The organism is Paenibacillus sp. AN1007 (assembly GCF_040702995.1).
Taxonomy (GTDB): Bacteria; Bacillota; Bacilli; order Paenibacillales; family Paenibacillaceae; genus Paenibacillus.
Genome location: NZ_CP159992.1, coordinates 6,039,060 through 6,060,773, shown reverse-complemented (window position 1 = coordinate 6,060,773; position 21,714 = coordinate 6,039,060). Strand labels below are relative to the sequence as shown.

Genomic DNA, 21,714 nt, shown 5'->3' with positions numbered 1-21,714 from the left:
AAAAACACTTTACGACTCAAGAGTTATTACAATCATTATCGAGGTCAATGGAACTTAAACAAGCTGCCGCCTGTACGATACAGACAGCAGCTTGAAATCGCCTAACCTTTTTTAAATTATCCTTTACAAGGGGTACAGTTTAATCCGGTGATAGACCTTCCCGGTGATCCGCTCCTTTGTCTGTGAAACCTGATTGTCTGCATGATTGATTTAATTTAGCTGTTGCTGCTGCATTTACGAGTTTACATCAATCTTGTTGCTTTGCGACTGATCCTGATCCTAATGCAGAGGAACTCTTCGCCATAGGCGTTGTCCCTCCAATCGGTTTCTTCCGAATCGTAGCCGCTGCGTCCGCATCGCGAATCATCAGAGCGAACCACAGCCCGATGAACAGAAATGCAGCTGCTCCTAGCAAAGCCAGACGGTATGCTATCATATTCGGCTCCAGTGTACCTGTCGCAGTCACCGTGGTTGTACCTGCAACCGCCAAAACAGCAGAGAGTATGGCCATGCCGATTGCGGAACCCAGACGATTTTGCACCGTGAACCAGGTCGAAGCCCGTCCCATAGCAGCAGGAGGAATCTGAGCGAAGGCCGCAATCTGTACCGCCCCTACCGTCTGTCCCAGGAAAATGCCCACTCCGAATAATAAGAACCGGATGAACCATGGATTCGTATCCACTGTAATCTGACTAAGGGTAATAAAAATGATCGCCGTACAGATCAATCCCATCGATATGAGCTTGCGTGGGCCCAAACGTGGGTAGGTCCATGGAACAAGCTGTGAAGCGATCATTAATCCGATCGCTTCCGGAAATGTGGTTAGCCCTGTTTCCAGTGCAGAGGCTTGCAACACATGTTGATACATCAACGGAAACACATATAACATGCCCAGCAACCCTGCCGCCCCACATACAGATACCAGACCTGTGTAGCGAAAAAGTCGTTGCTGCAGCAGATGCAGATCAAGCAACGGCTGTTTCGCGCGCAGCTCCACCCTAACGAGCAGTGTAAGAAGCAGCATTCCTGTAAGACCCGCCCCCATAATAAGTGGGGATGTCCATCCCCGGAGCGGTCCCTGACTTAGCGCATACATCGTCAGTGCGAGTCCCGGCGCAGATAACAACCATCCCGGCAGGTCCAGTTGACCAGCTCCCTGTTCTCTATGCTCCTTCAGGTACAGCACGCCAAAGATCACGGCTGGAATACCTACAGGCAGATTAACATAGAAAATCCAGCGCCACGATAGCTGATCCACAATTAATCCGCTCACAATCGGCCCAAGCGCAGGAGCAAGGGCAATGGGCAGCACCAGCATACGAGATACTCTGGCCCGTTCCTGCGGAGGAAAGGCTCGGAATAACATCGCCATGCCTACAGGCGTAAGCAGACCTCCCCCCGCACCCTGCAAAATACGAAAAAGTGTCAGTGTCTCCAGTTGATCAGCTGTAGCGCACAATGCAGAAGATAACGTAAACAGTGCCAGCGCCGACAGGAAGACCCGTTTTGTCCCCCATCGATCTCCTAGCCATCCCGCCACAGGCAGAAATACAGCCAGGCTGACCAGATACCCCACATTTAACGTACCTGCTGCCGCCGGAGGAACACCCAGTTCCTCACTGATCGTTCGCAGGGCCACATTCAGTACAGTTGCATCCATTGCAACGATAAACATGGCGAGAACATAGACCGTGCCTACAATTTTCTTCGAACCTGACAGGAAATTCATCCGCCAGTCTCATGAAATGACTCCAGTATTCCCGTTTCGTCACATAGACAAAGTGGTCTCATATCAGTCCATTGCTCCGCAATGTAATCCAGACATACACGGCGCTTGGCCTTCCCCAGCATCTGGGTCCAGCCTTTCGGAACCTCAATGGGTGCGGGCCAAAGCGAATACTGCCCTTCTTTATTCTTTAACACCAGATAACTGCTGTCTTCATAGTCAAAAGGATTGCTCATCCGTTTATCCTCCTATTTATGTTGAATAGTACGCTTTTTGTTCAGCATCTCCAGCTTCGCGGCAAGGGTACGGCAGATTTCTTCCAATGGCCCAGGCTGACAAAGGTCTTTGTGACGACAGGCAATATCATGACGCTCCAGATGTCCTCCAATAAACGCATTCCACATTTCCGGTTCGATCGGATCAAACCAGTCAGGAATAATGGTGGAGCGGAAGAAAATCAAATCCCCTTCGAATCGGGATGGGGTATAAGCCCCCAGGATGCGAACAGAATTTTCATAGGTTCTCCGCAGCTTACGGATCGTCTCTTCGCTCAAGCTCGCCAGTGCACTGCCTTCGCTGCGAAGTATTCGCATGGCTGTGGCCATATTAAGTGGCTCGTCTCCAATGCTGTCCGGATCGTAGCCGCCAAGTGCCAGCAGAGCCGTCAATGCCTCTGCTTCATCAGGCTCTCCGCGAATGGGAAGATAATGACTCGGATAGGCATCCAGCATGGCAAGAAACTCTACTTCTTCTCCTTCGGACTGGAGCTGCACAGCCATCGCCTGGGCAACATTTCCCCCAAGTGACCAGCCAAGCAAACGATATGGCCCCTCAGGCTGTACTGAACGCAGATGATGGATATAATCTGCCGTCATCTCTTCCAGTGTCATTGGGAGTTCCTCATACTCGGCAATGCCCCTTGCCTGTAGACCGTACAGCGGATACTCCATGCCCAGATGTTTCATTAATCCGGCATAACACCAACTTAGACCCCCTGCCGGATGAACACAGAATACAGGCAGATGCTGCCCATGCGTCCGAAGCGGCAACAACACTTGCAACGAGCTATCACCGGAGTACTCTCCCATCTCCAATCGCTCGGCCAGTCCAGCTACCGTCGCGGCTTCGAACAAAATGCCTATGCCGGGCTCTATGCCCATGGCTTCACGGATTCGACTCATCAAGCGCACAGCAAGCAGCGAATGGCCACCCAATTCGAAAAAGCTGTCATCTATGCTTACACTCCGCAAACCTAACACTTCAGCAAACAAATCACACAGAATTTGCTCCTGCGGGTTACGTGGCGCTCGGCCATCGACCGACAGTTGTATCTCGGGTGCAGGTAATGCTTTACGATCCAGCTTGCCATTTGGCGTAAGCGGCAGAACCTTCATCACCACAACCGCAGAAGGTACCATGTAATCAGGAAGGCTTGCTGCTGCATGCCTTCGGAGTGCTGCTGTCTCCAGTCCGGCTTCTCCATCCGGTGCTGGAACAACGTAAGCGACAAGGCGTTTATCCCCCGGCTGGTCTTCACGAACGACCACGGCGGCCTGCGCCACACCTGAATGTCTTGCCAGTACAGCCTCAATCTCGCCGAGCTCAATACGGAACCCGCGGATTTTCACCTGCTGATCCGCTCGTCCCAGATAATCAAGCGAACCATCGTGCAGCCGTTTTGCCAAGTCTCCTGTACGGTACATTCGTGTGCCTGGCGGACCATATGGATCGGCAACGAATCGCTCGGCCGTTAGATCAGGCCTTCCCCAGTACCCGCGAGCCAGACCCGCCCCCGCCACATACATCTCCCCGGTTACCCCAGTCGGCACAGGCCTCAGATGATCATCCAGCACATAAACGCGCAGGTCTGGAATAGCACATCCGATCCAACTGCTTGCCCCCTCTGCCGAGCTGCCTGCGTGCAGCTCCTTGTAACTGACATGAACTGTTGTTTCAGTAATACCGTACATATTGATGAGCCTTGGAGCATGATCTGCATGACGTTCATACCAGTCGTGCAAACGCCCCAACTCCAGCGCCTCCCCTCCAAAGATCACATAGCGGAGCGCCAATTGCTCTCCCCAGGCCGGATTTTCCCTGTCTGCCTGCATTAGCTGGTAGAATGCAGATGGTGTCTGGTTTAGAACAGTAACTTGTTCCTCCGCAAGCAGCTGTAAAAAGGCTCCAGGCGATCGGCTAATCTCATGCGGAACGACAACCAATCGTCCACCGTGCAGCAGCGGCCCCCAGATCTCCCAGACAGAGAAATCAAAAGCATACGAATGGAACAACGTCCACACATCATGCTCGTTAAAATGGAACCAGTGCTGCGTTGCATCCAATAACCGGATGACATTCGCGTGTGGAATCACAACACCTTTCGGTTTCCCAGTTGAACCCGAGGTATAGATCATATATGCCGGGCTCAACGGAGTTACCCGTGCATTCCGTTCATCGTCTGCAGGATTCCTCTCATCCATAGATTCCAGTTGCCGCAACGTATTTGGATCATCCATGTTAATACATTCAATGTCATCTATCTGCGGCAGTGAAGCATATACCTCTGTATTTGTAATCATCACTTTCGGCTCTGCGTCCGTCAGCATATGTGTTAACCGGTCTGCCGGATAGTTCGGATCAAGTGGCAGATAGGCGGCACCTGTTTTGAGTACAGCGAGAATGGCTACGACCATATCCACGGAACGGGGCAGGGCCAGTGCCACCATCTGTTCCGCTCCTACACCCTCGGCGATCAATCGTCTCGCAAGTCGATTTGCCTGTACATTCAGTTCCCTGTAAGTAATACGGTCATTTCCGCAGTGGAGGGCTATCGAGCTTGCATGAGCGGCCGCCTGCACTTCGAAACGCTCGGTTATCGTCCATTGTGGAGACTGATCGGGTACAGCAGTCCATTCCTTTTCAAGCTGAGTATGCTCTGTCGGTGTAACCAGATCGAATCGGCCAATACCGATATCCATCTGCTGTACGGCCTGTTCAAGCAACCGCAACAGCCGAATCACCAGTTCACCAGCAGTCGATTCACGATAGAGGTCTGTACTGTACTCCAGCAGCCCATCTATTCCCGCTGGTTGTCCGTTCTGATCCCGTTTCTCTGTCAGTTCAAACGTCATGTCAAATTTGGATGAACCCACACTCCGGATATGAGTATCTGCTTCAATGCCTGGCAGATCAAGACAGATGTCCGGCGTATTTTGCAGTACCAGCATCACCTGAAAGAGCGGATGTTTGGCACGAGATCTTGATGGGTTCAATACTTCTACCAGCCGTTCGAAGGGTACATCCTGATGCTCGTAAGCAGCCAGGTCAGCTTCGCGCACGCGAGCAAGCAGCTCTCTGAAGGTAGGGTCACCCGAAGCGTCTGTACGCAGCACCAGCGTATTGATGAACATGCCCACAACATCATCCAGTACATCGTCACTTCGTCCGGCAATCGGCGTGCCAATCGTAATATCCGTTCCTGCTCCCATTCCGGTAAGCAATGCAGTTAACGCCGCATGAAGAACCATGAAGAGACTGGCCTTGTTTTCCCGAGCAATAACCATAAGTTGCCCATGCAGTGCTTGACTGACTGTAAAAGGTATAACTCCCCCCCGGTAGCTGGACACCACTGGACGGGCATAGTCTGCCGGGAATGTGACTTGCTCCGGTATGCCTGCGAGTCGGTCTGTCCAGAACTCAAACTGCCTCGCGATCAGACTGTCCTTATGCTGCTCATCCCCCAGCAGCCGTTGCTGCCACAACGCATAGTCCGCATACTGAATATGCAGTGGCTCCCAATCGGGTGCCGCCCCATTCAGACGAGCCGTATACGCTTCAGACAAATCCCGGATGAGCCGTGACAAGGACCAGCCATCCCCTGCAATATGATGAACAAGCAGCAGCAGCACATGTTCATCCGCATCCAAATGGAACAATTCCGCTTGTATGCCCGGCTCTGAGCTAAGCTCGAAGCTGTAACGCGACGCTTCCGAGAGCATTGCTGGAAGCTCCTCAGCCGAAGTCCGGGTGAATTTCATATTCAAGTTCACCTCGGCTGCACGAAGAATACACTGGCTCGCCACACCCAGGTCTGGTGGATACAATGTGCGCAACGTCTCATGACGTTCAACAACATCCTGCAAAGCATCTCTTAGAGCACCCACATTCAGCTTTCCTGTCAACCGGGCAACCCATGGAATATTGTAGGTCGGACTAGCCCCCTCCAGGCAATAGAGGAACCATAACCGTTGCTGGGCAAAGGAAAGCGGAAGCTCCCCCTCGCGCAAAACTGGCTGAATCACCGGTCTGACGGAATTTGCCTGATCCAGTTTCCTCGCAAGTCCTGCTACTGTCGGTGATTCAAACACTGTTCCGATGTTCAGCTCTGCGCCAAATACCTCCCTTACCCGGGCTGTAATTCGACCAGCCAGCAGGGAATGCCCACCCAGCTCGAAGAAATCATCATCAATACTTACCTTGGCTACACCCAAAATTTCAGCAAACAGGCCGCATAACATCTCTTCCTGCGGTGTACGAGCCTCCCTTCCGGATATATTGGATGCCATGGATGGGACAGGAAGCTGTTTCCGATCAATTTTTTTGTTTGGAGTCAGCGGCATCTCAGGCAGCAGCATAAAGGCAGAGGGCACCATATAATCCGGTAATACATCCGCTACGTATGCTCTGATATCAGACAGATTGATTTCAGTCTGACATTCTCCGGCCTCAGCCACGATATAAGCTGCTAACCGCTGGTTCCCCGGCTGGTCTTCACGTGCGATCACCGTCACCTGTGCCACGCCTGGATAATTTGCGATGATCGACTCTATCTCTCCCAATTCAATGCGGAACCCTCTGATCTTAATTTGATGATCTGCCCGGCCCAAATAATCAATGGAGCCATCCGGCAACCATCGAGCAAGATCACCTGTGCGATACATCCGACTCCCCGGCTGTCCATGAGGGTTAGCGACAAAGCGTTCTGCGGTCAGGTCAGGTCGGCCCAAATATCCCCGCGCAAGCCCCTCTCCTGCAATATACAATTCTCCTGCTACACCCGGAGGCACAGGCTGCATGCTCTGATCAAGTACATAAAGTTGCGTGTTACGCACCGGACCACCAATACTCGGCTTGCCTGATTGACCCGTCCCCAACGATGCAGCTGTTGAATAGATTGTCGTTTCGGTTGGCCCGTACTGGTTATTGACCTGGCAACCCAGCCCTTCCAGTGACAGCTTTAACTCCTCCGTCAGAGCTTCTCCGCCCGTAATTACCGTTAGCCCGTCGAACCTTCCAGGCCGACTCAGGACCAGAGACTTCCATAATGTCGGCGTAGCCTGCATGATCGTAGTTTCCTGCTCTCGCATTTTCCCGGCCAGCGCGACCGGATCAAGGATAGTGTCCTTTGGCGCGATATCCAGTCTCGCCCCTGTCGTCAGTGGCAGGAAGATTTCCAGTACGGAGATGTCAAAAGCAATCGTAGTCACCGACAGCCAGCGGTCCTGCGGACCGACCTGCAATCTCGTCTTCATGTCTTCCAGCAGATTGGCTAGTCCCAGATGAGTCACAGCCACACCCTTGGGCTTGCCCGTGGAACCGGAAGTATAGATTAGATAGGCAGGATTGAGCAGAGATGCTTTGCTCGGCAGATCATCACCTTCCGGATTGCTTCCAGACCGACAGCATAGTGCCTGTACAATATCTGTCTGATCTATGGCGAGAATCGGTATATCAGACGTCTGCGGAATGTTAGCAAGGTTGTCCATCACTGTCACTACACAAGCCGGTTCGGCATCCTCGATCATGTAGATCAGGCGATCTTCCGGATAATCAGGGTCAAGCGGCAGATAGGCGGCCCCCGTCTTATGAACAGCCAGGATCGCAATAACCACTTCCAATGAACGAGGCATCGCAATGCCAATGACCTGCTCCGGTCCTGCCTCATAGACCTGTATCAGTTCATGTGCCAGCTGATTCGCACGTTCATTCAACGCTGCATAGGTCAACGTCTCTCCTTCGAATGTGATCGCAGTGGCATGAGGGGTCCGCCTAACCTGCTGTTCAAATAACGCTGCCGAGTTCCATTCGGAGACGACATGATGTGTCTGGTTCCATCCTTCCAGCACTTGCTTGCGCTCGGCAGGAAGCAGAATATCCAGTTGTGCAATTGCTATGTCTACATCTCCTTCTGAAATCATGGATTCCAGAAGCTGTTCATAGCGAAGCTGATGCATACGCAATTCCGATTCCGTGTAGATGGAAGAGTTGGCGTCAAAAGTAATACTCATCCCTTGGCCATGCCCTTGATCCACGATATGAATGGACAGATCATCCACAGGACCCGTGGACAGATTATGAATCATGCCACGCGCGCCTGCGAAATTTAATGCATGATGAAAGGGCATCACATTAATCATCGGTCCATACAGACGCTGGTTCTCTCCCAGCAGCTTGAGATCCCGCCGCAGATTCTGATGACGGTATCGCTGGTGCTTACGTACAGCCCGAATCTCACTTACGACCTGGCCGATCAAGTCAGACAGCCCCATCTGCGAATGTACCGTCAATCGCAGTGGAAGCACATTCATGACCATGCCCGGGACACGCAGCGACGCCGAACCCAAACGGCACATGACGGGCAAAGCCAGAATCACATCGGTTGACCCTGTCATCCGGTGCACATAGATGGCTGTCGCCGCAACACACATATCTGACCAGGTCGCACCAAACCTCTCCCCTGCTGCTTTCATCTGCTCCCGCTGTGATGGTGTAATCACTGCACATTTCCGCAGGAACCCCGTTGAAGTCAGCGATGCTCGATGACTAAGACTCACAACATCCGGTGCATCTGCATAACGGTTAATCCAGAACTGTTGATCCTCTTCTTGATGGATAGAGCCTGAGTAGGCATCATCTTCTTCGAGCACAGAAGTGAGCGGGCCAAATGCTGTCGTACCTTGTGCCTGTGCTGTATTCTGTGCTCCACCCTCTCCCTTGATGTTTGCCGAGTACAAGCTGGCGACCCTGCGTGTGATCAGGGATACACCATACCCATCAATGGCTATATGGTGGATGCGCTGGTACCAGTAATACCGTTCCTCACTCACCCGGAACAAAGCCTCTGTGAAGAGTGGACCAATCGCCAGATTAACAGGTCGTCTCAGGTCCTGCTTCATCCATTCCAACGCAGCCGCATGAGGATCAGCCTGATCACGGACATCCATGACATGGAATGTCCAATCATTCATGTTGGCGCGCAGCGATTGCCACGGGCCTTGCTCATTTTCGCCATACACCATATTGAGTGATTCGGCTTCCATCACGGTCTGACGTACACTTTTCTCAAAAAGTCCAGGATGGATCTGCCCCTCAATAACCACATACTCGGCAGTGTTGTACATCGGATTGTCCGGATTTAACTGTTGGGCATACCAGATGCCAGACTGTGCAGAAGACAAAGGCCAAGCTGTGTTCCGACGTTGCGACAACTGCACCGCCCCGCTCAAAAGTAGTCTCCGTTCAGCAGCACTTTCGGTTGGGCGTTATCCAGAATTGCTACCCACGCTGCCAATGTTGGCTTCTCCGCCAGATCGACAAAGGTAACCTCGGCTCCTTCCGCACGAAAACGCTCGGCCAGACTCATCATGCGAATGGAATCCATTCCCCAGCTGTGAACCAGATCATCATGCATTCCAATCGAATCGGGCTGCACTTGCAAAAGATTGGCAATCTGAAGCTGTAATGCTTTCAGCCTTGCATGATCACTGCCTTCTGGCCCTTTCAAAGTATTCTCTAGCTCAGCGGTAGAAGTCACTTGATGTTTCACCTCAGCTACAGCTACTGGAGCTGATACTGCACCCGATTGCTTCCTGTGCTTGTCTTGAACATTATCATGTGCTTCGGGTGTAAATGCACTGCCAGTTTGGGCTATGGCTGATGCATTTAGCAATGAAACCGAACGTTCGGTCGTCAGTGTTACCGCACAACGCTCTGCCGCATACGTCAGCGCCATTCGATGTTTTTCCAACGAAAAATCAGCAACCGCATCGGCAACCAGAAACGCCTGAATGTCACGCATAAATGCTTCACAGGACGTCATCAGGCATCCGATATGTGCATATATGCCGCAGACAATCAATTGATCCCGCCCCTGCTTCTGCATGAGCTCAAGCAGTTCCGTCTTCTGAAAGGCGCTGTATCGCCATTTCGTCATAAAAGTGTCCTGCGGAGCGGGGGCAAGCGATTCTACAATTTCTTTCTGTACTGCTCCGCCATCGATTCCCGCACCCCAGAAGTCCAGCTCCGAGCCCGCGTTCCTCCGGTGTCTGCCCGCCAGGTTGAGCCGAGTAGACTACAGGAATGCCAAGCTTGTGACACGTTGAACGAAGCTCTGTAATATGATCGATCAGCTCCACTGCCGGAGAGGCTCCCGGCGTAAATGCATTCATGAAATAGTTCTGCATATCGTGGATCAAAAGTACTGCACGCTTCGCATCCGGTGTCCAAGCAACCTTGTTGACCGGGAGCTCAGACGCTACAGGCATTGTATATGGTTGAATCACTGGAAGTGCCATGAATATCCCTCTTTTCAGCTTTATTTATCAGAACAAGTCCAGCCATATCAGTTAACGGATAAAGTACAACGTCATCGCGATCGAAATTTTCTAATTGGATGCAGCTTGCTTGGCAGTCAACATCTCCCTTAGTGCTTTTTTGCTAACCTTGCCCACTTGGGTCTTCGGAAAAACGTCCACCATCTCGAATCGGTCCGGGATTTTATAACTCGCTAGGCCCCGATTTCGCAAAAAGGATTTGATCTCGGCCACCGACAGCGTATCCCCGCTTGGCACAATAAAAGCACAAGATCGTTCACCCAAATATTCATCGGGCATGGATACCAAGGCCGCATCATGCACACCAGGATGGGCCAATAGATGATTTTCCACCTCTTCGGCAGCCACTTTGTCCCCTCCACGGTTAATCTGATCCTTCGCTCGTCCTTCAACTACGAGATATCCATCAGCCGTCAAGCTCGCAATATCTCCTGTACGATAGAAGCCATCCGTCGTAAACGATCTGGCGTTATGCTCCTCCGCCTTGTAATACCCACGGATGGTATATGGGCCGCGTGTCAGCAGGTGCCCGGCTTGTCCCTGCTCCACCTCAACATCCTCGTCATCCACAATCCTCACCTCATCATATGGAGACATCGGTCTCCCTTGTGTATGGGTGATTACATACTCGGAATCATCCAGGCGTGTGTAGTTCACCAGCCCTTCAGCCATGCCAAACACCTGCTGCAATGTACAACCAAAAACCGGTTTGACACGTGCCGCCGCCTCTGCACTAAATTTGGCTCCTCCGACCTGAAGCACCTGAAGCGACGGAAGCCTGATTCCCCGAGCTGCTGCTGCATTCAGCCAGACAAGAGCCAGCGGCGGCACCAGCGCTGTAATGGTTACCTGATGGCGTATAATCAACGGAAAGGCTTCATCCGGGCTTGATCCCCGTGACAGGACAATCGTCCCGCCGGCGTACAACGTGCCCAGAATGCCGGGTGAGCTCATTGGATAGTTATGAGCTGCAGGCAGAACTGCCAGATAGACGCTGTCTGGATGGAGGCCACATACCTCGACACTCTTCCGCAAGCTGTAGATGTAGTCATCATGCGTACGGGGGATCATTTTAGGCAATCCGGTGCTTCCGCCCGATAACTGCAAGAAAGCTACATCTGAAGACGTTGGCACATCCGACAAGCGGATTGGCTCTGCGTAAACATCTTCCAACGCGGTAAAAGATCCAGCCTCGCCTGCGACGAAAATATGCCGAAGCTCCGGAACCTCAGCTTGTACCTCCTCCGCCAATGTGCGATAGTCAAATCCTCCATCATAATCCGGGATGATATAGGCCACAGCCTCGGAGAAACGGGCGAAATATGTGATTTCGCTCTTTCGATGCAAGGGAAGTGCAAATACAGGCAATGCACCGATATGAAATAAAGCAAAACATACCTCAAGAAACGCCGTAACATTTGGCAATTGAACAATGACCCGGTCATGCTTCCGTATTCCCCTGCCATACAAACCGGAGGCTAATCGAGTCACCCGATCATTCAATTCCGTATACGTGAGCTGGTGCTTACCGCTAATAACGGCTACCCGATTGCCATATAAATCCGCACGCTGGCGAAGCATTTCCCCAAACGTAATCCCTTCCCAGCAACCCGCCTTCCGATAAAGCTCCGCATATTCATCAGGCCAAGCCTGATATCCTGACAGCATGGCTCAGTCCTCCTTCCGATTGGACACCGTTGAATCCAAACCCATCGCGAGCAGCATCGTTCTGAACTTGGCATCCGTCTCTGCCAGCTCTGCTTCTGCCGTAGATCCGGCTACAATACCCGCTCCAGCAAACAACTTCACCGTTCTATCTTGCACCTCGGCACATCGAATGGTTACGGCCCACTCGCCATCCCCCTTACTGTCACACCAGCCCACCATTCCTGTAAACAATCCCCTGTCGAACGGCTCTTGTTCTTGAATGACTTCCCGAGCAACCTGTACAGGCGTTCCACAAATAGCGGGTGTCGGGTGCAGTGCCAATGCCAACTCCATTGATGTTGTGGAAGGGTCCACTAGTTCCCCGTGTATTTCCGTGGATAGATGCCACATTGTGCACGTTTGGATCAGAGTAGGCTCTGCGGGAACGGATAAATGTTTGCATAGAGGACTAAGTGCCGTCACTACCGCCTCAATGACCAAGGCATGCTCATGCCGATCCTTGGCTGAAGCCAGCAGCGCTTCTGCTCGGCGACGATCTTCCGCCGGGTCTTCACTGCGGGCGGCCGAACCTGCCAGCGGGTTGACTCTTACGCTGGAGCCACGGCGAGTTACTAACAGTTCAGGGCTTGCTCCAATGAAGGTGCGACTGGGTTTATTTTCAACCGGAGTGGATGTTTTATTGGATTGTTTGTACGTTGTTACATGATTTTCAACTTGAACTATGTCCCTCATTGGAACAGCAAATGTATAACCGTGCGTATTGTCCTTGAACAAGTTAAGCAGCAACTGGTGCGTGTTTACAACCGTCTGCGAAGTTACCTCCAGCGTACGGGATAACACGACTTTGTGCAGATCGCCCTCGTTCAGATCAACCAATACGTTGTTCACACTTTGCTCGTACACTGTACCCGCAGGAACCTCAGTAACCTCACACCCTGCCGCAGCCGGAAGTTTGGGGATAAATGTCCGTGGCTCCGAGGGCAGAGGTTCAGCCCACTGTACCGTCTCTGGCACATATAGCTCAGCAGTGGAATGGATTGGATCAAAGGGAACTGCCCCCACCACAAGCGGGTTCGATTGACCCGATTGCTTGGCCTGCTCCATGAGCTGTTGAATCCGTTCAATGAACAATCCACACTCTTCTTTATATTTTTGCTCTATACTCTTACCATTGACAGATTTATTCACAGTGGATTGAAGTGCTTCAGCAGTTTCCTTCGCAAACCAACGAATTTGTTCTCCTTGTGCAAGCAAGGTATGCTGTGGTGAAGACCAAAAAAAGGACGTCCCCTCCCGATATTGCTCCAGAAGGTCTATGGCAGAAGTTGCTGCTATAACCGAACCCGCGTTTGACATGACTCATCATCTCCTTATCTTGATTCAGACACCGAGTGTGGCGCCTCCGTCCACACACAGATTATGCATCGTAATATGTCTGGCTTGATCCGATATCAGGAAAATAACGGCATCCGCAATATCCGATGGCAATGCCATTCTGTTCAGCGGAATGCCCAGACGAAAGGTTTGCAGCGAACCCGCAATCACTGCCTCCGCTCCATGATCCTCCTGCCACAGGGCTCTTTGCATGGGTGTATCCGTTGAACCTGGAGAGACAATGTTGCAGCGAATGTTCTGACCTGCATATTCCAGGGCCAGACTTTTGGTGAACATGGTCGAAGCAGCTTTGGAGGCAGCGTATGCCGACATATGCATTCGCGGAACACTCGACGCATTCGAACCTACGGTAACCACCGTTCCCGTTTGACGTTTAGACATATTCCTCACTACCGCACGCGATATGTAAAATACACCATGCGTATTCACATCAAACGTCCTCGTCCATTCCTCATCCGTCAACTCACTCACGGCTCCGGTGTGCAGCACACCCGCAGTATTCACTAAAATGCCAATGGGACCTACGTTCTCTTCAATTCGTTGGACTGTATCTTCAATAGCTTGACGATCCGATACATCAGCAACGCAGGCTATGGCCTGATGGCCCTGACTGCGCAAATCACTAACCAGTTGACTCAGCGCAGCTTCCTGTTGATCCACCAGAGCAACGATAGCGCCATGCTGTGCAAGCAATCGTGCCACCGCCTCACCGATCCCTTGTGCAGCACCGGTGACTACGGCCACGTTTCCATCGATTCCTGTGTAGCTCACCTCATGCACCTCCCTTGTAACGACTGTCTGCTATGATTCCCTTCACTTCTTACCTTCTAGGACTCCGGACTACAGGCAAAACGCATCGTGCGACTAATTAGAAAAGGCAGTACTGAAACATGATTCTCTTCTTCAAACTCGGTGTATGCGATATCTAGCCCTGGCTGCTTCAACGCAGATAAGCGTTCTGTAAGACCGGATGCCTTGTCATTGTTACGGGCCGGATGTGTCTTCTCGTGCTCGCCCATACCAATCCACACCCTGACGTTTACCGGATGCTGCTTCAGCCTTGCAACGAATTCCTGTTCCTCCTCCTGCATGACCTCCTGATTCCAGTGCAGCGAGGGACTGCCCGCAATGTAATAACGAAAAGCCTCCGGTCTGGTGAACAACGCATGAATCACGAATAAACCGCCAAGCGAGTGTCCAAAGATGGCCTGCCTATCCCGATCAATCTGAAACTGCTGCTCCATATCCGGCTTCAGCTCTTCTTCAATAAAGCGCAAGAACTCATCAGCGCCGCCTTGTTCCGGTAGCGGTGTACCATCGGATTTTCGGGTATATTCCTTCGTTGTTTTTGGGGTAAAGTCATAGTATCGATAGGGAGAAAAGGGGCAGCGATCGGATACCCTATACCAACGATAATTGCCGGAATCGCCCCTGTCTTCTCTGGTCTGCGTCCCTGCACACGAACGGCTTCCACCATCGTGCCAAATACGGAATTGGCATCGAGCAAGTAGATAACCGGGTAACCGGACGGGGGCGGAGGTTCAACAGGCTTGAACACCATGATCTGATAGTCATGGTGCCCTGTACGTGATTTCATGGTCCATTGTTCGGCATGCGGGATTTCAACGTTACTGCGTGCGATATGCTCAAGGCTACCGGAAGCAGTTAGATCGGGCTGAAACATCATTACGGACGGGTCCTCCTCGTTGTTCTGTTTATATAAATTAAAGACTGAACTATATATTTCATATGAGATTGATTCTCATTACCAATTATAAAAGAGTCGACTCTTCTGTCCCATGGACGATATCCAGAAATCATTTTGATTATTTCCATATTTGTGTCATATGGTGGTATTGGCTATCCAACAAAAAAACTCCCTCAGTATGTACTGAAACCACGGACTGACATCCGTTTCTCGGTAATCATAGGGAGTTTTTACTAATCAGAATTATTGTGTTAACGCCTCTAACGTATCATCAATGACATGACTATATGCAATCAGTCCACTACCCAGCCACGGAGCAGAATCAACAGCGTATACATGTCCCGCTTGCACCGCAGGCATGCTTTTCCATACGTTCGTTTCCGTCATTTCCTTCATGTTGCCAGCACCTTGTTCCACGGCAAAAATAAAATCGGCATCAATTTCGGGTAATACCTCGGTGGACACGATTGCACTGTTCTCCGTCTCAACCAATGCCGGTTTACCAAGTCCCAGTTGCTCGTAAACGACATACCCGCTAAAGTAGTTGCCGCCCATCATGCTGATACCACGCGGAGCAAAACGAATAATGGCTGCTTTCTTGCCTTCGGCTACTTTCGCAAGTTCAGCTTTAGCTGACTCCACCTTCGCATGGTAGGCTTCAATAGCCTTTTCGGCTTCAGCCGTTTTGCCCAGCAGATCACTGATGACCTGCAAAGACTTCTCTACATCACCCGAAGCATTCGTGAATACGTAGGTTGGAGCAATCTTGGAGTAACTCTCGTATACCCCATTCTCCGCATACTGAGCCGTATGCAAAATAATAAAATCCGGATTATATTTCATCAGCGCCTCTGGTGAGGGCAACCCACTGGAGAAATCAAGTGTAGGCACATCACTGAGCTGATCCTGCAAATAAGCATGACCTGTTGTACCACTAGCCCACTGGGCTACGGGCTTCACACCAAGAGTTAACAAGGAATCTTCCAGATACGGTGCAAATACTCGTTCTGTATCCGCAGGCACAAGCACATCATGTCCCAAGTCGTCTTTTACGGTTCGGTCACCCGTCGTTTGTGGTTCCTGATCCTTCTCCACAGCCGTCTCGGTCGAGGCCGTTGTTAAACTCTCAGTTGCAGGCTGCTCCTCCTGAGCCGCTCCGGTATTGTTCTCGGACGCTGCCCCACAGGCGGACAACAGTCCTGTAATCAACACTAGTAAGATTAGGGCTAAAAGCCGGGTGCTGCGGAATTTGTTAACAACAGAACGTTGTGCGCTTCTATTGAGATCGTGAAACATGTGATATCCCCCTTGATAAACATTCTCATTTAGATACAAGGATTATATGTCACCTCGCCCGGGAATCACCATGGACGTTATCCAGATATATGTTTGGACAATATCCCGTGAAGATCAGTAAAGCTTCATCCAACATTCGCATCACACCTACAGCTGAATAATCAAACCAGGGGTCACCTGTGATCAGATGAACCTGATATTGACGAACAGCGTTGAGCTCACGCCATGCAACCGAATGCTGCAAGCTGAGCCAATATGCTCGTGAAGCAGCCTCAGGGCACACCATGACTAGAATTCGATCAGGGTTCATGTCAACGAGTTGCTCCAACGTTAAAGGAGCATTGGCACTAAGATCAGAAAAGGTATCGAATTGCAGTGCTCCATACAGCACTTCTTCAATACCCGGATTGCTGTAGAGGTACAAATTCTGCCTGTATATCCGCACGACGATCACTTTCTCCGGGCCCACTTTCTTCTGTACCGATTCGCGCGCATTCTCTGCTCGCTGGTTATACAGCCGAAGCCATTGCTCCGCCTGTTCCTCCCTCTCCAGAAATGACCCGATCATGCGCAGCTGTGTTCGCCAATCCGAAGCGTGTTTAGGGACAAAACAACAAGGAGCGATATCAGCCAATCGAGCCTGATCCTGTTCACTAATCTGATCTGTACCTACGATGGCATCAGGACGAATATGAACCAGTCTTTCCACATTGGCCTCAAACCGCCAACTTGTATATGGATCAGTCAATTTCAGGTGAGACTGAATCTCTGTACGGAGTGTATTATAATAATACGCAGTCCATTTGGGGTCAATCGGCGCAGCCACGGGGATGACATTGAGGGCCAGAAGCTGTCCAATCATACTGGAAGAGCAAGTAGCAATCCGTTTTCTCGCGTTTTTTGCATAATCCGATGGAGATACGCCTACCTCCTTTTTAAATTTGCGACTAAAATAGTACTCGTCACTATACCCGACTTTCAGGGCTATATCGCGAAGTTTGTGGTTCGACTCCTTCAGATATCGCTTGGCACGGTTAATGCGAATATCAGTAAGGTACTCCATTGCGCTCTGTCCATATGTTTTCTTGAACAAATCCACGAAATATTTCGGGCTGATGCCTGCCTCCGATGCGAGCTCTGCAATGGATAGCGGCTGGTCGTAGTGTTTGTCCATGTATAGTTTAACATTGGCGAGATTCGTCTTGGGACTGCGGCCGGTAACAGGCAAGTGCGCAGTAAACTGCGAATCATTTTCCAGTAACATGAGGCCACTCCTTTCAAAACTGTTTGATGAAATTGATACATAGCTAAATAATATGCAGACATATTAAAATAACTCAAACGATATTGATAATCATTATCAATAAGGTACCACAATTATTTTCTTACCGTCAATGATATATGGCAAAACATACACAACCGTCGACGTCATAAAACATATAGGATACGTAAAAAAGCCAACGACGAGAGTTCACGCGCATTGGCTTTTTGAGACAACCTTTTTGAACTATTTTAATGGACAGTGCTAATCCCGGCTCCGCAGTTTGCTGAGCAGGCGAAGAATCTCAAGGTACAGCCATACCAGTGTTACCATCAGCCCAAATGCACCGTACCATTCCATGTATTTGGGTGCACCTTGTTCTGCACCGCCTTCGATGAAGTCAAAATCCAGTACCAGATTCAGAGCAGCAATGATAACAATGACAACAGAAATACCGATACCGATCAAACTATTCTCATGCAGATACGGAATCGTAATACCGAAGAGTCCAAGCACAAAGCTAAGCAGATACATAATCATAATACCGCCGGTTGCAGCCACCACACCCAGCTTGAAATTCTCTGTTGCTTTGATTAATTTCGTTTTATAAGCCGTTAACAGAGCCACAAACACAGCCATCGTCAGCAGTGCAGCCTGCAGCGTAATCCCGTTATACAGTGACTCATAATTTGCCGAGAGTGCACCTAGAAACAAACCTTCTGCAACAGCATAGACCGGTACGAGGTAAGGAGATACTACCGGTTTAAACGAAATGATCACTGCCAAAATGAATCCTACAATTAATCCACCATAGGCAAGCGGCATAACCTCTTGTCCTTTAAAGAACATCATCCATGCTGCAAATGCACTGCCCAGCAGAATAACCAGTGTGATGAATGCTTTGTTCACCGTACCATTAATGGTCATGTAATTCTGGTATCGCTCTTCTCCATACCCTCTGTTTTCAAACGTGCTGTCTTTAAGTGTAGGGTTACCGCTACGACCGATCAACACAATCACCTCTTCTTATGTATTTGGTAAATCTGTGAAACCTCATATGGATTACTGCTCTTGCTGTACAAATTGGAAACGAAACCGGATGCGATCCACAGATCACACCCCGCCCGCCAGTATATACTGTTAGGACATATGTCCTAACCATTCTTAATTCTTTTCATATCACTGCAATGTATGAAGCATGCCATGTACTCCATCTAAAAATATGCGCATAACAGCGCATAAACAAGTATCTAACGTACACACTTACGCACCTGCTTCATCCATTCCCTACTTACTAGTATCTCGCTATTTTACTGCTTACCTGCCCTAATTACTTATACAGCACCTTGTCTACATTATACTTCGCCCGCATCGTATTGATAATATACGTTTCGTAAATTTCACGCTCCATCGGATCTTCGACTAGACATACTTCAATCGTCGTGACTTCTTCACGATGGTTCTTGATAGGGGATACGGTATCTTCAAAATGCTTCTTGATTCGCGGTCTTAGTTTTCGTGCTTTCCCGACAAATAACAACTCGCCTGCGGCATTATAAAACATAAAAATCCCGCCCAGCTCACGCGTAATCAGATGAAAATCTGTAAATCCGTAGATGTGGCTTAACTGTGGATTCTCCTGCTTGGTAATGGTCACATCCGGTGTTGGAACAGTAATCTGAATCATCATTTTCACTTCCTCATAATCTATAGATTTATATCCTAACACAGATTATAAACCGACACCATTTCAATCTAAATGAAGTATAATTCACGGAATATTCGCTATTGCGACAAATATTTCAAAAAAAAGGTTAACTTCCCTGATTCAAAGTGGTACTATAAGGGTATGAGGAAGAAATTGGGCACTAAGACACATGTCTTTTTATCCACGTTCGTCTAAAAGGGCCTTAAGGTTTTAATCTTTTTCATACTGAATTCGGTGACGTGCACACAAGAAGAGTACAGTTAGTTCAATCTAGCTTTATAGATTTACCAGCTAATCGACCTTACCTTATTGCAGCAAGCATTTAGTGGCAAAAAGTAGCCATTAACAGATTTAATTTATCACAGCATCAAGTTTACCATCCAGCAATTAGAAATGATCTAGATATCATAAAAGATAGCAAGAAGCTCCACTTAGAAGGATACAGACAGAGAATTTGTAGAGACTAGTCAGAGTATACAGCTGTAGTTAGACAGAATCGCATTATACTTTAGAAATGAACAGATTTCACCTTCAGCCCGGCATATGAGCCAGGGCTTTTTCCCGTTTGTGCACACAACACAGTCCACCCTGGCGGCGAAACAGAGGTATCGTGGTTCTTTCTGCCGGGTTTATAATATGGCAAGATACCAGTAGAGGGAGTGATGGGATGTATTCCGATCTGCAATTGACGGAGGACCGCCCTGTATATATACAAGTCAAAGATTATTTAAAGCGATTAATGTTAAAAGGCGGCCTGCAGCCTAATCAGAAGCTGCCTTCAACCCGTGAGCTTGGCACGCTGATGAAAGTAAGCCGAAGCACGATTTTGCTCGCTTATGCGGAGCTCGAAGACGAAGGGCTGATCTATGCGCTCAAAGGTAAGGGTAATTACGTCAGCACGCTCATCCAAACCCCGAAAGCCGAAGCACACTGGCAGTTAGACTGGAGAGCAGAAGTCAGCGAGTATGCGGTTCAGGCAGAGCAGTACGATCTCATGAAACACGGCTCGGGAGCAGAGCGCGGGGAGATTTCATTTACCAGCATTGCGCCGGATGAGAAGCTGTTTGATCTGCACAATGTGAAGCGGGCGTTCCTGGATCGGATGTCGCTTGAAGGAGAGGTTCTGCTCAATTACGGCTACGCACAAGGGTACAAACCGCTTATGAACTATTTACTTCGCTACATGGAGAATAAAGGAGTAGACCTTGCAGGTAAGGATATCCTTATTACAAACGGATTTACAGAGGGCTTCGACCTGGTGCTCGGGGCACTGCGCAAAAAAAGCGGCAGAGCCCTCTGTGAGAATCCTACGCATCATACAGCGATCAAAAACCTTAAACTGCATCAGTTCCAGCTCACCGGTATTTCCATGGAATCCGACGGCCTCGACTTGAAGCAGCTGGAGCATGAACTGGCAGACAGTGCGTATGATCTGGCCTATCTTGTGCCCTCTTACCACAATCCTACCGGAATCGTGACTTCTCCTGCTAAACGGACTGAAATTATTCGTTTAATGAATGAGTATCAGGTTCCAATCATCGAGGACGGCTTCAACGAAGAGCTTCGTTACTCCGGTTCCCATGTCTCACCCTTGATCGCCAGCATGGGCAGCGGTAACAGCCTGATCTATCTGGGGAGTTTCTCCAAGGTACTATTCCCTGGCCTGCGAGTAGGATGGATCATTGCGGATGCAGCGTTGATTGATTACCTGGAGAGCATGAAGCGGGCCCGCAGCATTCATACGTCTACACTGGATCAGTCACTGCTCTATCAATATTTGAGTAACGGTAATTTTGAAAAATATCTGAAACGGGCCCGTACAGAGTACAAGCGAAAATACGAACTCGTTGTCCACTGCCTGAAGCAGTATCTGCCGAGGTGTCAAATATCCGGTGCAGGCGGCCTGCATCTGTTCGTACAGTTTCCGCCAGAGGTAAGAACGAGAGAGCTGCTTACTGCCTGCAAGGTAAAAGGAGTCACCTTTACTCCTGGGGATACCTTTTATCTGGAACCAGGCCAGGGACTTCACACGATGCGTCTCGGTTTCTCCAGAGTCAGTGACGAGAATATCCGCAAAGGGATTCGCATCATCGGGGAGACTGCTGCCACTATGATGTAAGGTAATTTAATAAAAGTACGATATAAGATGAACTATTTTTTACACATTAACGGAGAGGACAGAAAAAACCTGAAAAAGCGAAGCGGTCACCTTTATCACCAGATGTTCCCCTTTGGAAAGGGGAACCCAAAAAATCTGGGGATAACAGCGATGGGAAGGTTATTCTGTCGTCGGAGTGGATAGTGTAAAACCTTTGGTTCAACTTGTACAGAAACAGGGAG

Annotated in this window: 13 protein-coding genes and 1 pseudogene; 1 reads left to right on the top strand and 13 read right to left on the bottom strand. The window is 49.8% G+C overall.

From position 1 onward, the window contains the following. Window positions 1-247: 247 nt before the first annotated feature. The 13 genes and pseudogenes from ABXS70_RS27170 to ABXS70_RS27110 all read right to left on the bottom strand — a co-directional run bounded on the left by ABXS70_RS27170 (window position 248) and on the right by ABXS70_RS27110 (window position 19,353). Window positions 248-1,729, bottom strand: coding sequence for an MDR family MFS transporter (locus tag ABXS70_RS27170; RefSeq protein ID WP_366292366.1), 1,482 nt, complete (start codon window positions 1,727-1,729; stop codon window positions 248-250). Continuing rightward, window positions 1,726-1,962 carry an MbtH family protein gene (locus tag ABXS70_RS27165; RefSeq protein ID WP_366292363.1) on the bottom strand — a complete coding sequence of 79 codons (237 nt, stop codon included), beginning with the start codon at window positions 1,960-1,962 and terminating at the stop codon, window positions 1,726-1,728. Before ABXS70_RS27165 ends, ABXS70_RS27170 begins: the two co-directional genes overlap by 4 nt. Before the next feature lie 12 nt (window positions 1,963-1,974). Further along, complete coding sequence (locus tag ABXS70_RS27160) at window positions 1,975-9,213, bottom strand: amino acid adenylation domain-containing protein (protein ID WP_366292360.1); 7,239 nt, start codon at window positions 9,211-9,213, stop codon at window positions 1,975-1,977. Between the two features lie 14 nt (window positions 9,214-9,227). Continuing rightward, a pseudogene (locus ABXS70_RS27155) lies at window positions 9,228-10,299 on the bottom strand (isochorismatase family protein). 90 nt (window positions 10,300-10,389) lie between these two features. Further along, window positions 10,390-12,006: a (2,3-dihydroxybenzoyl)adenylate synthase gene (locus tag ABXS70_RS27150; RefSeq protein ID WP_366292357.1), complete on the bottom strand. Its 1,617-nt coding sequence runs from the start codon at window positions 12,004-12,006 to the stop codon at window positions 10,390-10,392. Between the two features lie 3 nt (window positions 12,007-12,009). Next, a complete protein-coding gene (dhbC, locus tag ABXS70_RS27145) occupies window positions 12,010-13,362 on the bottom strand; it encodes an isochorismate synthase DhbC (protein WP_366292354.1) in 1,353 nt (450 codons plus the stop codon). A gap of 24 nt (window positions 13,363-13,386) precedes the next feature. Beyond that, complete coding sequence (locus tag ABXS70_RS27140) at window positions 13,387-14,172, bottom strand: 2,3-dihydro-2,3-dihydroxybenzoate dehydrogenase (RefSeq protein WP_366292351.1); 786 nt, start codon at window positions 14,170-14,172, stop codon at window positions 13,387-13,389. Window positions 14,173-14,228: 56 nt separating this feature from the next. Next, window positions 14,229-14,678, bottom strand: a complete 450-nt coding sequence (locus ABXS70_RS27135; protein ID WP_366292348.1) for an alpha/beta hydrolase-fold protein — start codon at window positions 14,676-14,678, stop codon at window positions 14,229-14,231. Beyond that, the gene (locus ABXS70_RS27130) at window positions 14,654-15,088 is read right to left on the bottom strand and encodes an alpha/beta hydrolase-fold protein (RefSeq protein ID WP_366292345.1); all 435 of its coding nucleotides are present in this window, start codon (window positions 15,086-15,088) and stop codon (window positions 14,654-14,656) included. Before ABXS70_RS27130 ends, ABXS70_RS27135 begins: the two co-directional genes overlap by 25 nt. Window positions 15,089-15,352: 264 nt before the next feature. Beyond that, window positions 15,353-16,405 carry an ABC transporter substrate-binding protein gene (locus tag ABXS70_RS27125; RefSeq protein WP_366292342.1) on the bottom strand — a complete coding sequence of 351 codons (1,053 nt, stop codon included), beginning with the start codon at window positions 16,403-16,405 and terminating at the stop codon, window positions 15,353-15,355. Window positions 16,406-16,454: 49 nt separating this feature from the next. Continuing rightward, on the bottom strand, window positions 16,455-17,669 hold the full coding sequence (locus tag ABXS70_RS27120) for an AraC family transcriptional regulator (protein WP_366292339.1): 1,215 nt from the start codon (window positions 17,667-17,669) through the stop codon (window positions 16,455-16,457). 261 nt (window positions 17,670-17,930) lie between these two features. Further along, on the bottom strand, window positions 17,931-18,677 hold the full coding sequence (locus ABXS70_RS27115; RefSeq protein WP_366296789.1) for a Bax inhibitor-1/YccA family protein: 747 nt from the start codon (window positions 18,675-18,677) through the stop codon (window positions 17,931-17,933). A gap of 319 nt (window positions 18,678-18,996) precedes the next feature. Next, complete coding sequence (locus tag ABXS70_RS27110; protein WP_366296787.1) at window positions 18,997-19,353, bottom strand: nucleotide excision repair endonuclease; 357 nt, start codon at window positions 19,351-19,353, stop codon at window positions 18,997-18,999. Window positions 19,354-20,041: 688 nt separating this feature from the next. Here ABXS70_RS27110 and ABXS70_RS27105 point away from each other — a divergent pair. Then, window positions 20,042-21,493, top strand: coding sequence for a PLP-dependent aminotransferase family protein (locus ABXS70_RS27105; RefSeq protein WP_366292336.1), 1,452 nt, complete (start codon window positions 20,042-20,044; stop codon window positions 21,491-21,493). Window positions 21,494-21,714 lie beyond the last annotated feature (221 nt).

Coding starts and splice junctions, on each gene's coding strand:
- ABXS70_RS27170 (WP_366292366.1), bottom strand. CDS start 1,729: ATGAATTTCCTGTCAGGTTCGAAGAAAATTGTAGGCACGGTCTATGTT.
- ABXS70_RS27165 (WP_366292363.1), bottom strand. CDS start 1,962: ATGAGCAATCCTTTTGACTATGAAGACAGCAGTTATCTGGTGTTAAAG.
- ABXS70_RS27150 (WP_366292357.1), bottom strand. CDS start 12,006: ATGCTGTCAGGATATCAGGCTTGGCCTGATGAATATGCGGAGCTTTAT.
- dhbC (WP_366292354.1), bottom strand. CDS start 13,362: ATGTCAAACGCGGGTTCGGTTATAGCAGCAACTTCTGCCATAGACCTT.
- ABXS70_RS27130 (WP_366292345.1), bottom strand. CDS start 15,088: ATGATGTTTCAGCCCGATCTAACTGCTTCCGGTAGCCTTGAGCATATC.
- ABXS70_RS27125 (WP_366292342.1), bottom strand. CDS start 16,405: ATGTTTCACGATCTCAATAGAAGCGCACAACGTTCTGTTGTTAACAAA.
- ABXS70_RS27120 (WP_366292339.1), bottom strand. CDS start 17,669: ATGTTACTGGAAAATGATTCGCAGTTTACTGCGCACTTGCCTGTTACC.
- ABXS70_RS27110 (WP_366296787.1), bottom strand. CDS start 19,353: ATGATTCAGATTACTGTTCCAACACCGGATGTGACCATTACCAAGCAG.
- ABXS70_RS27105 (WP_366292336.1), top strand. CDS start 20,042: ATGTATTCCGATCTGCAATTGACGGAGGACCGCCCTGTATATATACAA.